Source organism: Planctopirus limnophila DSM 3776 (assembly GCF_000092105.1).
In the GTDB taxonomy this organism is placed as follows: Bacteria; Planctomycetota; Planctomycetia; order Planctomycetales; family Planctomycetaceae; genus Planctopirus; species Planctopirus limnophila.
Window position 1 is genome coordinate 4,293,203 of sequence record NC_014148.1, and the last position, 15,038, is coordinate 4,308,240.

Annotated in this window: 7 protein-coding genes; 1 reads left to right on the top strand and 6 read right to left on the bottom strand. The window is 55.0% G+C overall.

What is annotated here, in order from left to right:
• Positions 1 to 14: 14 nt before the first annotated feature.
• The 5 genes from PLIM_RS17075 to PLIM_RS17095 form a co-directional block, all read right to left on the bottom strand.
• The gene (locus tag PLIM_RS17075) at positions 15 to 512 is read right to left on the bottom strand and encodes a hypothetical protein (protein ID WP_013111564.1); all 498 of its coding nucleotides are present in this window, start codon (positions 510 to 512) and stop codon (positions 15 to 17) included.
• Positions 509 to 1,744: a hypothetical protein gene (locus PLIM_RS17080; RefSeq protein ID WP_196349469.1), complete on the bottom strand. Its 1,236-nt coding sequence runs from the start codon at positions 1,742 to 1,744 to the stop codon at positions 509 to 511. Before PLIM_RS17080 ends, PLIM_RS17075 begins: the two co-directional genes overlap by 4 nt.
• 384 nt (positions 1,745 to 2,128) lie before the next feature.
• Positions 2,129 to 3,535 (bottom strand): HD domain-containing protein, encoded by a 1,407-nt coding sequence (locus PLIM_RS17085; protein WP_013111566.1) that lies wholly within the window; start codon positions 3,533 to 3,535, stop codon positions 2,129 to 2,131.
• 88 nt (positions 3,536 to 3,623) lie between these two features.
• Positions 3,624 to 4,787 carry a 3-oxoacyl-ACP synthase III gene (locus PLIM_RS17090; protein ID WP_013111567.1) on the bottom strand — a complete coding sequence of 388 codons (1,164 nt, stop codon included), beginning with the start codon at positions 4,785 to 4,787 and terminating at the stop codon, positions 3,624 to 3,626.
• Positions 4,788 to 4,921: 134 nt separating this feature from the next.
• Positions 4,922 to 11,836 (bottom strand): type I polyketide synthase, encoded by a 6,915-nt coding sequence (locus PLIM_RS17095; protein ID WP_041402075.1) that lies wholly within the window; start codon positions 11,834 to 11,836, stop codon positions 4,922 to 4,924.
• Between the two features lie 504 nt (positions 11,837 to 12,340).
• Here PLIM_RS17095 and PLIM_RS17100 point away from each other — a divergent pair.
• Positions 12,341 to 13,186: a hypothetical protein gene (locus PLIM_RS17100; protein ID WP_013111569.1), complete on the top strand. Its 846-nt coding sequence runs from the start codon at positions 12,341 to 12,343 to the stop codon at positions 13,184 to 13,186.
• A gap of 366 nt (positions 13,187 to 13,552) precedes the next feature.
• Here PLIM_RS17100 and PLIM_RS17105 read toward each other — a convergent pair whose 3' ends face one another.
• A complete protein-coding gene (locus tag PLIM_RS17105) occupies positions 13,553 to 14,989 on the bottom strand; it encodes an aldehyde dehydrogenase family protein (protein ID WP_013111570.1) in 1,437 nt (478 codons plus the stop codon).
• Positions 14,990 to 15,038: the final 49 nt, after the last annotated feature.

The following is a 15,038-nucleotide window of genomic DNA, read 5'->3' on the forward strand; positions in this document are numbered from 1 at the left end:
AAGTCGTGTTCAGTTCATAAAGAGGCCCGGCCGGTCTCTTCGCTGGCGGCGAATTCTTCTGTGGCGAAGGGGTCTTCAAAGTCTCCCTTCGCTTTCTTTTTGGTCGAGGCTGTTTTGGCGGGAGGACGAGCTGCACCATACTCACCCGACATCTGCCCGGGCATGGAAGGATTCATACCACTCGAAACCTGCATACCATACTGCATACTTCCCGCACGATTGGCCTGAGCCGAACGCGCATAGGCACCATCAACGGGCGGATAAGCACCCATCGGTGGATAGCCTGGCTGCTTTGATGCCTGCTGCGAGGCGTTGGCTTTGCGCGAACTTCGAGCGGAAGCTTTGTGCGATTCTCCGCAAGAAAACTCATCAGGGTTCGTGGAACTCAGAAATGGATCCTGCATGCTTTTCGTCATCGTCGAGCAACCGACCAGCCAGGCAAAAGCGACAGCCAGCATCAGCCATTTGACGCTCCAAACCACAAGCGGATGAGTGTTGACCTTGGTGATCATGGCTGACCTTTCGAAGCAGACGATTCGTTGTTGGTAGCGGAAGGCGGGGCTGAACCCGCGGCTTGTCCAGCGGCTTGAGAACTCTGGCGATCGCGCAAAGCTCGGTCTCGCAGTACCTCACGGCCGTGATACCTGCGGTTGAACGCATCGGGATCAAAAGCATCCGGACGATGTCGGCGGGGTGCCTCTTCCTCGGAGGAAACTGAATTCTTTGCAGTATCAGCATCACGACCCGGATGGCTCGGCTGAACCTCATCAGGTGGCGTCTGGCGAACAGGGGGAAGCAGGCCTCCCTCCTCGATCACGCCCGATTTGACTTGCATCTGCCCGGTCGATTCCATGCTTTCGGCGGACTGCGGGCGATTCAATCCGCCTTGAGCATAAGCATTCATTTCACTCAGTTTCGGATTACGTTCGACAGCATATCGGTGCACCCACCGCTCCAGTGTTTCGATCTGCTGCCGGCCTGCAGACCCCTGAAGTGGAGGCTGATTCATCCCGCCATGCATCTGGCGAGTCATCAGTAGAAGCTGGCTTTGTTCGGGTTCACTCAGATTGATCAGGCTCGCCACAGCCGCCAGATTGCGCTCGGCGTACAAGCGATGGCTCCCACCGGAAACGCGTGTGGTACTCAGGCGGAACTCGGACTTCGAGGAGTTTCCGTGGCAACTTCCCAAGCCGCACTTGTTCATCAGAATCGGGTGAACTTTGAGTGAAAACTCGGTCGCGGTCGCGCTTGTTAAGCCACCCAGCGATTCGACATTTCGGGTCTGATAACCCAAAGCGTCTGTTCTGGGTAAGGCCGGTTGTTGAACCACAGGAGCAGGATCGAGCATTTCTTCAATGCGCATGAGTAACCGGCGCAAGGCAGTCCGTTCGGGATCGAGCTTCAACGCCAGTCGAACCTCATCGCGGGCTTCTCGATACAAGTTTTGCGAGAGACACCATTCGGCCAGTTGATGATGATCTTCGACCGTCGGAATGCGCTCGCCTGGCTTTTTCCGCTGGGCTCGTATCTGCTGATAGGCATCTGCCATGGAACTGGCCACGCAGGTCACCTGCTCATCCGGCAGCGAAATTGTGCTGCCACCTCGCTCGACAGCATAACCACCGGTCACAGGCCGCACCTGTCCCTCGATGACCTTACCCGATTTGAGTACCACAAACCTGGCATCACTGCGCACTTCTTCCGCCAGTGCACTCGCGAGAAGAGTGACTGTCAGAATCGTCATGCCAAAAGCAGGGTGTTGCCAGAGTTTCATAGGAAGGGACAACTGGGCAGGAGATGAGAAAAGGATTGCTAACTCAAAAACAAACAACTTCGGACCGATCGCTCTTGGTGAGAGCCATTGGTTCGATTGATTGCCAGTCATTGAGATGTAGGGCAAGGGATCAGGAAGGGTTCAGAACTGTAGGGAGAGCAAAAGCCGGGGAGTAGAGCCTGTATGCAGGCTCATTTTTGATCGATGAAAGTGAATGGAGGTGAGATCGAAGGTCGAAAGAAAGGCATGTAATTATTGATCAACGGGTGGGAATAGCAGAAGATGCCCAACCCGACAAGACGAGTTTCGCGGAAGACTGAAGAATTCGACAGCTCTCCACGCGAAGTGAACACATTACATATTTGTCTTGGCGTCGCCGGCATCGCCCAGCAGGCTCTGCAAAGCCATCGTAATGGCCTTATCGTTCGCGTGATCCCGACTGTACACGCGGAATACCGACAGACTCAGTGGCAACTGCCGGAAAAGTTCATCATCCGACAGTTCTGTGATCCCATTCGCCGCTGGATCAAACAGATGATTTTGACCACCCACTGGGAGCCTGCCACTGGGCCGATGATAATGCCGGGCCACATCGATTCGCATTTCAATCGACTTCTTATCCTCTGGCAACCGGCCGCGCAAGCGCTGCTCGATGAGGTCAGGTTCCGAGAAGATCGACATCCGCTCGGCACTGCTGGTGTAGTACCCCATGGTGCGCTCTGTCGCCATCTTCCAATGGACTTCGCGCGAAAGAATCTTCTGCCAGCGCTCGCCCAACTGGCGTGTCGCAGGATCGGTTGATTGCGAGAAGCGATCCACATCGACCAGAAATGACGATTCCGTCAACCGGCGGTAGTTTTCCAACTGACCAATCGGGCTCCCCTGGAACAGGTGAGGCATCGTTTCGGGAAACAGATCTTCCAGTGCCAGATCGATGGCCCGCACAGTGCGATGAAAGTAGACGGTGCGAAAGAGGTTGGCACGGGTTTCGATGAAATTGATCAATGTGGGCAAGCCACGAATATGAATCGTTAAGCCCTGAGGAGTAAAGAACGAATAGTGGAGCAACCGGGAGATATCAAACGCCCGCACGTTATAGCCCGTCATGTAGGCATCGCGCAAGACGAAATCCATGTTGTCTACAGTATAAATACCGCTGAACATGGCCCGCAGTTTTTTGAGCCAGTCGGGATGGCCTTCGTCATCGGGGGAACCTGGCCTGGGCCGGCGGATCAGCCACGAAATCTGCCGGGGATCGAGTTCTTCCAGGGGCTTGAGTTCTCCTTTGGGATTCCGCCGGATCCCCCGCAGCAGTTCTCCCAGTTCCTGCTCGATAATCACGCCTCCCACATCTTCGTGAGTGACACCGAACTGTGCCAGGTAATGATCATCAAAGAAATGGCCGAACGGCCCATGCCCTACGTCGTGGAGCAGAGCCGCCATGCGCAATAGCGATTCGACATAAGGCCGCGAAGGGACATTGCGGCACGCATCGCACAGTGAATCGTACCAGTAGTCAATGGCCACAGAGGCCAGATGCATGGCCCCCATCACATGCTGAAACCGCATGTGCTCAGCCGCCGGAAAAACCCACCAGGCCGTCTGTAACTGATGAATATGCCGGAGCCTCTGCACCCACGGATGATCAATGATATCCTGCTCAGCTGTCTCTCCCGCTGGCAGACCCCCACGCGAAATGAACGGAATATAACCGTGAATCGGATCGTGGGAGAGGCTTTCGCTGATGAAGTTTCGCGACATATCAACTGGACTTATCTGGAACGAGTTCTACGAAACATGAGAGTTTTTTAGACCAATCACGGGAGTGGCCTGGCCGACATTTCCACCACTACCAGTCGACCGCCAGCATGAGGCAGTTGAGACCGCTCCCAATCCCGAGAAATGCCACGCGGTCGCCCTTCTTCAGAAAACCACGCTCTTCCGCCAGTGAAGCGGTCATTGGCAAAGAGACTGTCCCCATGTTCCCGAGAAAGGGAAAGGTCGGGAAGTCTTTTTCCAGCGGAATTCCCAGCGATTTCAGAACCTGTTCGCGATGTCCCTTCCCCACCTGATGACAGATGACTTTGTCGATTTCCTGTGGCTTCAGCCCAAATCGGGCCAGCATCGAAGCCCACGTTTTGACTCCCAGTTCGACACCATACTTCATGACGGAAATCGAATCGGTCTGCATAAACTGGTGGAAGGCGTGCGAAAGCTTGGCGGGCAAGATCCCGCTCACTTTCTGTTGCACCAGTTGCGGCATGAGTGACCCCAGCCTCGTTTGTGTCACAGCACTGGGAAGCACCTGCTCGACCTTGTTCACAGCCGCAGGTAAAAGAGATTCAAAACCCCAGCGGCAGAGTTCGTGATGCTCGGGAGCAGCCAACAAGCTGCCACCCAGCAGTTTGTGCCCACGCGCTCGCGAGAAGGATCCGTCGGTGAGGATCACAGCGACGGCACCACTCCCACCCGTTAACGTGGCCAGAGAGTGTGTCAGATTCTCCATCGTCGGGTCTTCGAGCAACCGCTGGATCGTGAACTCGATGATCTCGCGAGCCGATTCGCAGGAAACAACCATCCCTGCACGAATCTGCCCCAGTTCAATCCGGTTGGCAATATCGATGATTCCATTGAGCACACCCAGACAGGCATTGCTGAGATCATAGACCGCCACGTCATCGGTCAGACGAAGGTTCGCTGCCACGCCACAGGCGGTTGCCGGCTCAAACTGTTCCCGGCAGACACCCGCATAAATCAGCACACCAAGATCGCGCGTCGAAACGTTCGATTGTTCGAGTGCCCTGCGGGCCGCTGCTGTCGCTCCACTGGTGAGTTTATAGCCTTCCGGCCACCAGCGGCGTTCGCTAATCCCTGTCCAGGCTTCCAACTGCCCGGGGCTCACTTTGAGCTTCTCGTAAACCGGTGCCAGGCGTTCTTCCAGCTCAACCGAAGAAACAACTTCGGGCGCCAGTTCGTAACCAATGGTTTCAATAAAGACTTTGGAATAACGCATATCGATGAAAGGATCCGTTTTCAGGAATCGGAGCCGGTCGTTTCGAATCTCCACAAGGGAGGATTCAACGCTCGAACCGCGTACAGATTCGCAGGTGTGCCCTCGCCTGACAACTCATCGCAGGGACTCGACAATCAACCGACACCCCGCACTGCCCAACCTGTCATCTGGTAGATCACCCGCCCATCGACTTCCAGCCAGCCATTGGCAATGACCGTATTGGTTGTTCGATCAATCGAAACGATCTCGGCATCAATCGTCACCAGGCTGTCTTTGGGAATCACCTGACCACGATAGACCCATGCCTGCGGCGTACCACACACAGGTGTTTCAAAGTTCACTCCACCATGCGTACTCACGATTTCGGCTTTGACCATCCAGTGCTTGATCACCTGCAAAAAGGCTTCCAGCCCCAGCGATCCAGGCATCACCGGGTCTTCGTAGAAGTGCGCCTTGTAATACCATGCTGCCGGATTGACTTGCGCCTCCCCACGGACAAAACCAGCCAGCTCGGGCCGTCCGGGAACACTGCCCTGCTGGACCAGACAATGTGTGATCTGATCGACAAACGAATAACTCGCTTCAGGAAAAGGTGGCGCTTGTGAGAAGCTTTCCGAGGCAGCGAAATTTTCCAGCACCACACGCTTGGCATCTCGCAGGCCGACCTGATTGGCGAGTGATGCCGCTGAAAAGAACCCGAAGTAAGTCGTTCCCGAGTAGACGAGTTCATCCCGGGCAAACATCTCCATCGAGAAGTGCTGAATGATCATGCCGCCTGACATCGAAGCCTGCGTCATGCGGGCTGTGGTGGTCAACGTACCAATCTCGGGAGTCACGGGCCGATGTTGAGTCGCTTTGCCCCCGAGATTGCGAAACTTGAGATCGGTTTCGCTGGTGAGTGCTGAGCCGGCATAAGCCGCCAGCCAGCCACAAGGTTGCAAAGCTGTTTCCAGCAGCACTGAAAATGGCATTTCGGGCTGTCGATTCGCGCTGAAATACCAGGCATCGACAGGGACATCGTACTGGGCAACGCAATGACAGCCAGCCTTCATGACAAAAGGTGGCCCACCGACTTCCACAATCCGATCCAGAAACTGAAACGGAGGGCCGGGCAGTCGCGCAATCTTGCGATCGTGGTCGAAGACTGTGTACTCGGGCCCGAAAGCTTCCGAAGGCTTGCCAATCGAATAAGCCGTAATCCTTTCGAGAGGATAGATGGCTGGCCGCACATCGTACAGTGGAGTGTTTCCTCCACTCGCCCCGCTCTTCTTAACTTCTCTTATTCCCTCTCCCTCTGGGAGAGGGTTAGGGTGAGGGTCTTCAATCTTCCTTCCCGCCCAGATCGCTTCCACACGGGCTTTCGTCAGCCCCGTGAACCGCAGCGACATGTTGCTGATTTCCACAATCGGCTTGCCATCTGCGAACATCAGCGCATCGGCCAGGCAATAGGCATCTCCATGGGAACCCTCTCTCCCATAACCCAGCTCGCGAATCGTGACTTCGTACCAGACCTCTTTCGTTGAGGCCAGCACCTGCCCCCGGCACTTGAGCCGACTTTCGATCCCCACGACCGGTTCCGATACCACCTCACCCGTTTCCCCCACCCACCCCATGCGGAGCAGATAAATCCGCAACGTGTGCAGGCAGCACTCATACATCAACGTCCCCGGCATCACATGGTCATCACAGAAGTGACATTCGAGGAACCAGTCGTCGGGATGGATATCGAGTGCGGCACGAATCCGTCCCAGCCCATACTTCCCACCACCGGGTTCAATCTCGAGGACTCGATCCACGAGTCTCAGCTTGCCACCCGGAATGGTGTAAGGCTTGTGCAGTGGCAGCCCGGCAAATGCCTGACCAAAAGCACCGACAAGATCTCCCTCTCTCAGCTGTTCGACCTGTGCGTCACTCAGATTCCCTGGTGTGATGGCAACGGGTTCGAGCCAATCGGCCGGGAGCTTGCCAGGCCGCGGTGCGAGATCGAGTGTGCTGTGGATGATCCCTTTCCCTGCTGCCAACGCCGATTCGGTGAAGAACCCGGCACACCCTTCGCGCATCGTAATCAGTGGCTCGCCATTGACTGTTCCATCGAATTCAAATTTGAACAGCCAGGTCTCACCCTGCTGGAAGAATTTGAGAATGCGAATGTTATAGACAATCGTTTCGCCAGGAACTGGCAGACCCCGGTGGAATGTGACAATCGCATCGAGAAGACGATAAACCGCCAGGCCACGGGTTTGCAGATCTATCCCCAGCCAGCCCGCGAGAAAGAGATCGGCCTGACCTGATTCTACCGCAATCGCGGTCGGGATTCGTCCACCATCCAGATACCACCGCGCTGCGTGCACATCGTGTTCTGTCACCACGCAGCCGTGCGACATCGACAGTGGTTCGCCTTCGATGTTCGTGATTCGATCCACCAACATGAGTGGCTCATCCGGCAGCCGCACACGCGTGGGGTACTGGTCGGCCGCTGCAAAGAGTGGCCCCAGTGCCTCGCCAATTTTCCCAATCGCGAACTCCAGACACTCCTCGCGCGAGAGACTCCGCGGCGGTGTCGATTTATCGCGTTTCGAGGCAGCCGAATTCGTACTCAGAACCACTTCCTGATGAGGAGCGAGCTCGAACTCACCTTCTGCCTGCAAACGGGCTAACCGCTCTTCAAAAGCCAGATAGGCCGCTTCAGCAGCATCGAGAGTTTCTGGGGAATTCATCGTCATGGGCGTCGCACTTGATGTCTTGGTATCAATCAGTTGTTCAGCAGCAATCTCCTCTCCCTCAGGGAGAGGCCGATTATTTATTCCCTCTCCCTCAGGGAGAGGGCCAGGGTGAGGGTGAGACTCTGAGCGAGAACTTTCATTCCGCAGTAATTCTTGCAGAACACCCGCGACTTCGCTTGTCACAACGGGGATCTGCTTCCAGTTCAAGCGTCGGATCGGGATCTCGATCTGCGGGCTGTTGGGCAGGCTCGCAGTCTTTCGTTTTCCTTCAAAGAGCTTCGTGAGCTGGCATGGTGCGAAGAGTGGAGCCAAATCGACAGCCACTCCCCGGACAGCGAGCCACGCGAGTGTACGGACAAAATGTCGCACGGGATGAGCTGTCAGCGGGCAGGCGCTCCGCACGGAAACTTGTTGATCACGGTTTGTGAGAATGGTTTCAATCAAACGCGTGCAGGTGCTGCCCGGGCCAATCTCCAGAAACAGATTAGTTCCCTCCTGGCGGGCGGCTTCAATGACTGCCGGGAAATCAATCGTATGCAGTGCCTGCGAAGTGATTGCTTCCGCACAGGCCGTCGTGGAAGGGATGTAGGCCTTCGATGTCGCTGTGCTGTAGACCGTGATCTCTGGTCGCAGTTGAACAGGCAACAGATGCAGTGCCCGCCACTGATCTTCCACCTGCTGCACAAAACCCAAATGGACTGTACTGGGCGCCGGCAAAGGTGTGATCGAGAGCGAAAGCTCTTCCAGCATTTCGGTCACTTGCGCTGCATCGCCGCCAATCAGGCATTTTTGCGGAGCGAGTACAATCAGTAATGCCACCTTTGGTTTTCTGGCAATGGCTGGCCAGAGTCGATCAGCCGGGCATTCGACCACTCCACTCGTCCAGGGGACAGGTTCATCGGGAGGAATGTTCCATGCCTGGCGGGCCGTATCGAACGGTGGTGTTAATAGACCGGTAAACAGTCGCGAGGCCAGCATGCGCGACAGCATTTCATCGCGGGCTGTCCAGATTCTTAATCCGAAGAGTGCTGAGGATTCCCCGAGACTGTTACCAATCGCGGCTTGAGGAACGACTCCAAAGCGGGCCAGGAGATCGCACATCAATGTGGCCAGCGTCACCTGTCCGAAAATCATCGCCCGATGATCGCCCGCTATGGCTGCTGACGATTCACCATTCCACAACAAGTCAGGCCGGTACTGATCGGCCAGTCGCAGATTCTCGCGATCCTGCTGTTCGAGGATCTCCGGAAAAGCCTGCCCAAGCTCTCGTCCCATCCCCAGAAAATGGCTCCCCGAACCTGGAAAAACAAAGGCCAGCTGAGGATTCTGAGGTGCTGAAGAAAGGTAGAGCACACCCTCCTGGCTCAACTCTTCCTGGCCTGAAGCGGTCGTGATTTGCTCCAGCAAGCTCACCACTGATGCATTCGACGAAACCATCAGAATGGCGAGTGGTCGCGTTACTCCTTGCGGGCGGACTGCATACACCTCGCAAAAGTGCCGCCACCGGCTGGGCCCCACATGCCGCCCACTCAAACCATTGACAGCCGAGTTCTCCCACGCAGTCAGTAACGAACGCGCCCGCTCTGCCAGTTGATGTTGGGTTGTCAGGTGAGCAGGCGAAGCTTCTGCAATGCTGTCTGCCTCGTTACCAAATGTTTGTGGCTCAGGCCAGATCACCAGCGGCAATTCGGTTAAGTGTGGCCTGGTCGCTTCCAGCGATGATAACACCGGCTGTGGAGCTTCCTTAAGCCGAAGCACACTCCACAAGCCTGTCGGAGATTCACATCTGATGGTGGCTTGGCGCGAACCTTCAGCTCGATTTCTCAACCAGTATTGCCAGCCCTTGGCGCTTTTCCCGAGGGCATCGGCTGCACCGGGTGGGAGTGATCGCGTCGCGAGGCAAGCCACAGCGGCAATCGCGTCGATCATCCCGGAAGCCACACCCGCAGGCCCCAAAAGAGCCGAGATTGAAGGAAAGACGTGTGGTAGTTCCTGAGATGGAGCCTCACCGGCACCAGACGTGATATTCTCGATCAAGGCATAGATCTGATCACCATCGCGCTGGGCATCCGAGAGCCGTTTGAGGACGAAAGCACCGGCACCATAGGTCGAGTTGTCGGGAAGCGTACTCTTCCACAACCCGGTTTGATCAGCATCCGGCAGATCGACAGCGCACGCCAGAGCCAGATCGATTTCTCTTAATCGTAGCGCCTCGCTGGCCTGACGGAGGGCTTCAAAACTGCTGGCCTCTTCGCTCGAAAGGACAAACGAGGGGCCGCCGCAATCGAGTTCGCGGGCGACGCGACTGGCCACAATCCCACCGAGATTTCCCATCACTCGATTGGGGGTGAGCGGAGGATGCAGCCCATTCACCAAAGATTCGATGACGGCTGCGTGATCTTCGGTCGCAGAGATTCCCGAGTCGCGCAGTTCCTGTTCGAGTCGCCAGCGTAAATGAAAGTTCGACGATTCGATATCGAGGGCAATGCCGACAAACAGCCCGCAGCGATCTCCTAAGGAGCCTTCAAGACCCGCATGTGCTTTGGCTTCGCTGGCCACATCGAGCATCAGACCCTGTTGAGGGAGCATATCCTGCTGCTCGACGGGAGGGATCCGAAAACGCTGCACAGGCCAGGAGAGTTGAGGATCTTCCGTTGGTACAGCTTCCCGTTCGGGATGTCGGCTTTGCCACCGCTCGAACAGTTGCTCGATCGATGCTTCGCCAAGTGCTGCCGAGAAACCGATGATCGCGACTGGCTCTTGTTCCGGCTGTGGCGTTGTCAGTTCGGTGGCGACACTCACCTGGACCGGGTGATGAGTTGAGGGGGAATCTGTCTCCTTTCCAGATTCTTCGTCGAGAAACTCTTCCACCAGCAGATGCCCGTTGATGCCGCCAAATCCAAAACCATTCACAGCGGCACGCCGGGGGAGACCATGACCTGGGGCTTCCCAGCGTTGACTCTCGCGCAAAACTGCAAAGGGAGAATGTGGTTCCTGGAGCAGACCGGCTGGCTGCTCATAATTGGCAGTACAGGGCAATATCTGATGCTTGAGAGCCAGCACGACTTTCATCAGAGCAGCCGCACCGGCACCCGTCAGCAGATGGCCCACATTCGATTTCACTGCTCCCAGCACAGCCCGGGATGAGCGATAGCCTGCCTGCCGCCAGAGTTCATGCAGGCTGGCAATCTCGACCTGATCTCCGACTGGTGTTCCCGTGGCATGACATTCGATGAGATCAACACTTTCGGGTAACCATCCCGCCCGCTGATAAGCCGCCCGCATGGCCCTTAACTGGCCTTCCGCCCGAGGTGAAAGCAGGCTGCCACCCCGATCATTCGAAAGCCCCGCCTCCACCAGCACGGCATGAATTTCCAGGCCGGCTGCAATCGCATCCTGGAGCCTCATCAACAGGAACATCCCCGCTCCCTCACCGACGACCAACCCATCGGCGCGGGCATCGAGTGGACGGCACTTCTGCCCTTGAGAGAGCGCCTTGAGCTGTGAAAATCCAATCTGTGTGTACTGGCAATCGGGTCGGGAAAGCCCTCCCGCCAGCATCACGTCGGCCCGTCCCGCGCGGAGTTCATTCATCGCCAGCTTGACGGCGTAGATCGATGAGGCACAGGCGGCATCGAGTGTGAATGCCGGGCCACGCCAGCCGAGTTCGCGAGCAATGATCGCTGCAGGCAAGCTCAGCGCGTATCGGTTCTGCTCAGACCAGCGCTGGGAATCTGCCGAGCCGTGGGGCCCAGGTGATTTTGTTCCCGTGGAGGCCTCGAGCACTTTCGAGAGGTATCTCGAACCGAGAACATCCCAGCACAGATCGTTGATGGATTCGATGGGGAGAGCGATGCTGCCGAGGATCACACCACAGCGGGCCGGGTCAAACGTCTGCAGGTTCAGCGAGCCGGCTGGCCTGTTCTGATCTGTCCCCCGCAGCAGTGAGTTTTGTGTGCTCTCGATCGTCTGGAAGGCCGTCTTCAGCCCGAGGCGAAAGAGGGGATCGAGCCCGTTCCATTCGGCTTCAGTGATGGAGGGCAGATGTTGGGAAATGGACGGCCGGTGGGGAAAGAGATTCCAGACCCCTTCATCGAGATAACAGCCCCAGGTCGAGAGGGCTTTATCCGGCTGAGAAAACGGCCCCAGTGCATAGCGGCTCTCCAACCTCCAGCGACCCTGCGGAACATTTCTCCCGGCATCAACACCTGAGTGAATATTGCTCCAGAAGCCACGCAAATCGCCCGCTCCGGGAAAGTACCCTCCCAGGCCGACAATGGCGATTTTCTCATGGGAATCAGCAGAGCTTGGGGAACGTTGAGACACTGGGCGTCAGATCATTCAAAAGTCGAATTTCAAACTGGCTCACGTCTGTTCATAGATCCAGGCGTAGCTCTTGGCAGCAACAGCCCCCCAGTCTACCCAGACAGCAAACCTCAGGCGACTGGCAGGGCTCATTCTAAGGGAAGAAAAGTGCAACGCGCATCCTTAGCAAAACAAAAGGCGAAATGTCAATAACCGCCTCACACACGAGGAGATCGCTTCGAGAGAGCAGCCACGCTTCTTTCGCAGTTTTTAATGGGGGCGGAATTATCTCTCGTGAGATAAGCCGTCCACGATCTGACGACTTCATGCAATCACAAGCCCATTCGGTCAGCACCAAAGCCTAGAAAGTCAATGCTTTAATCTTATGTTTTCTTGTTCATTTGTTGTTTAGTAACAAAATTTAAATGAGATAGGAATTGTCGTTGACTTTTAAATTACTTGTGAAATGATCACTCCCACGCTCACCAAAAGAAATTGTGTTCACAAGAATTTCAGGAGCCCGCGATGATGAAACATGCATTTATTGGTCTGGCGCTACTCATCCATGTTGTCACTGTAGTTAGTGATGCTGAAGCTACTCTTCCGCGTTTTCTCAGGGCAGCAGGCGACGGAATGCGTACAAGAATCAAAAGTACCGCAGGTGGAATCATTTACGGCGGCACTCCATTTGACACTGTTGAATATAATAGTGGATGGGTTGATAGTGCTGTTGGGGATGCGACAGCAGCGATTGATTCAGGTGGTGTTTCTTCATTCTCTACAGCGGACTCTGCAATTGGCGTAGGTCTTGATGGTCAAACATTAATCTCAACTCCTTTATTATCTCAAGGAGTTATTCTACTTGAGGATTCGGGGACCGGAACCGTCAATGGAAGTGTGGGGGTTTTAACAGAATGGGATGTTGAGTGGGTCGTAGATGATGAGGGTGGGCTTCGCGATTTTTCTCATGAGTACACAGTGCAATGCGAAATATCGCTTTCTCATTCAATGTTGGCGACGGGAGGTATGTCAACAATGGAGATGATGGCATTCCCTTCAAAAGTTGGTTATGCGGGTAGTTCGATAAAGTATGGCGACTCTTTCTTTATTAAGATAGAGGCAGGGGGTGAGGTTATTGAAGTGACTTTTGATGAGTATGAAGGTGAATGGATTTCGAATAATGGTGTTATTTCTGTATCATACCCCAGCAATGACGATGTTGAAATTGTAGTGAGCAAGAACGTAGTACTCGAAGATGGTGATTCTGTTTCCATTACAGGACAAATCGGTGTTAATTATACAATATTATCAGCTGATCCTGCTGTTGAGGGTGTTTATACATTGGCTGTTGACGCAAAGCTCATACCCTAGTTGTATGAGCAATTCATCATTATCTTTAAGTGTATTTGAGAATTCGTCGATTGCTCAATTTCTAACAAGACTGCGACTTTCTCTTCTAAAACAAACGTTGTGCTTTTGGTTGTAAGCCGGGTGATGCTGATATGCCAGCCATACCGAAATGGCTCAGATCGTGCCTAAAAGGCACCTCGATGCAAATTGCGAGTGATCTCACTGTTTATGTAACTTCTGGATAGCCCAATCTCGACATTGAGATGAAGACCAAGTAGTGACGATACACGTCAAACAATGCCTCTGACTACCAGGAAATACGCCATATGCCATCACAGGATGATTCCTGAAGTGACACATGGCGTTTTACCTTTTGATACGTTGGTATCAATGGGCTGGTGGCGGGCTGTTCTGGAAGGCGCGGTTTCTGAAGAGAAACTCGACCAGGTTTCCTTCGTGCGGCTGGAGCCAGTTCAATTGGACCGTCTTGACCCGGCCAATGTTCAGCCGGTCGATGTTATACGCATCGAGCAGTTGCTGGCTGAACTTGGGATCTTCCGTGATCGCTGTGCAGACCAGTGTGGGGCCAATGGCCTTGATCGTCTGATTCTGCGGGCATTCGACAACCGAAGTAAAGGGGAACATGTACTCGGCATTCGCGAGTTTGGCTTCGGGCGACGAGCAGTGAATGACCGTCGGGAGCAGGTATTCGGACTTCCCCAGTTTCCCGATGCGGTTACCGCCATGGAAAGCCGCACTGACATCGGTTGAGTAGCCATCCTTCAGACCTTCATCGATCTGGTTCGAGACACTTTCAGCCACACCCGCTGTTGTGGATGCTGCGAGAATGGCTTTGGGATCCGTTGCGGGAAGAGGCACAATTTCGGACATCTTCTTCGCGATTGCCTGGGCGATTTCCTTCGTGTGCCGGGAGGCATAGATGCTGGAGCAATTGATACACCCGCGACCACCATTGGCCGCCACGCTATCGACCATGGTATCGAGGTAATCTTCCCAGTGATCCACGAGGTCGTCGCCCAGAATGATCTTGCTGAAGCCCGGGCCATGAACAGAGACGCGGGGATTGCCTGCATGCTGCTGAACAGTCTGCTGGCTGCCGAAGATCATGCAGCGATGAGCGTCGCTGAGCAGTCCACCGCCGACATCATGACCACCGGGATACAGCGAAATGGCCTCGCGAGGAATGCCTGCAGCAAAGAATGCTTCCGTGATGCGATAAGGTGTCCAGAACTCCTGTGAGCCGGGCTTGAGCATCAAACCAATCTGCATGGGGATCGCTGGGAGCCAGAGTGTATGAACTCCCGGCGAATTCGAGGGGAGAACAGCCCCCAGAATCGGCGTTGTGGCCTGATAGCTGACCATGACTCCCCGCGATTCCATGCCGTAGCCCTTCGAGAGAATCTCGTGGGGCAGGCCGCGTGTGAGAGCGTCGATCACTTCGCCCATGTGCGAGAGAACGTACGCATTCTTTCGCATATTGAAGGCACAAAGCGAAATGGGAATACCGGTCGTTGCGGACTGCATGTTGCAGAACTGCTCAGGAGTGAGTTTCCCGGTGCCGCAGGGAAGTTCGGCATTGAGGTAAAGGTCGGCCGCCTTCTTGCATTTCTCAATCAGATCGTCGATCGAAAACTGGCGGAGTGCTTCGCGCGACTGCTGGGCTTTCCGCAGGTCCATCTTCACCATGGCCCCTGTGGCCTGATGCAGTCTGGCCAGAGTTTCGCCGGTTTCAAAGTGGTTAATATCCACTTTTTCCATACTGTCGTAAGGTTTGCCAAAGCGAAGGATGGGTACGTCGAACATGGTGGTACTCGATATGTAAGAGTAAGCAAATATATTTTTTAAAATGATC

Coding starts and splice junctions, on each gene's coding strand:
- PLIM_RS17100 (WP_013111569.1), top strand. CDS start 12,341: ATGATGAAACATGCATTTATTGGTCTGGCGCTACTCATCCATGTTGTC.
- PLIM_RS17105 (WP_013111570.1), bottom strand. CDS start 14,989: ATGTTCGACGTACCCATCCTTCGCTTTGGCAAACCTTACGACAGTATG.
- PLIM_RS17075 (WP_013111564.1), bottom strand. CDS start 512: ATGATCACCAAGGTCAACACTCATCCGCTTGTGGTTTGGAGCGTCAAA.
- PLIM_RS17090 (WP_013111567.1), bottom strand. CDS start 4,787: ATGCGTTATTCCAAAGTCTTTATTGAAACCATTGGTTACGAACTGGCG.
- PLIM_RS17080 (WP_196349469.1), bottom strand. CDS start 1,744: ATGACGATTCTGACAGTCACTCTTCTCGCGAGTGCACTGGCGGAAGAA.
- PLIM_RS17085 (WP_013111566.1), bottom strand. CDS start 3,535: ATGTCGCGAAACTTCATCAGCGAAAGCCTCTCCCACGATCCGATTCAC.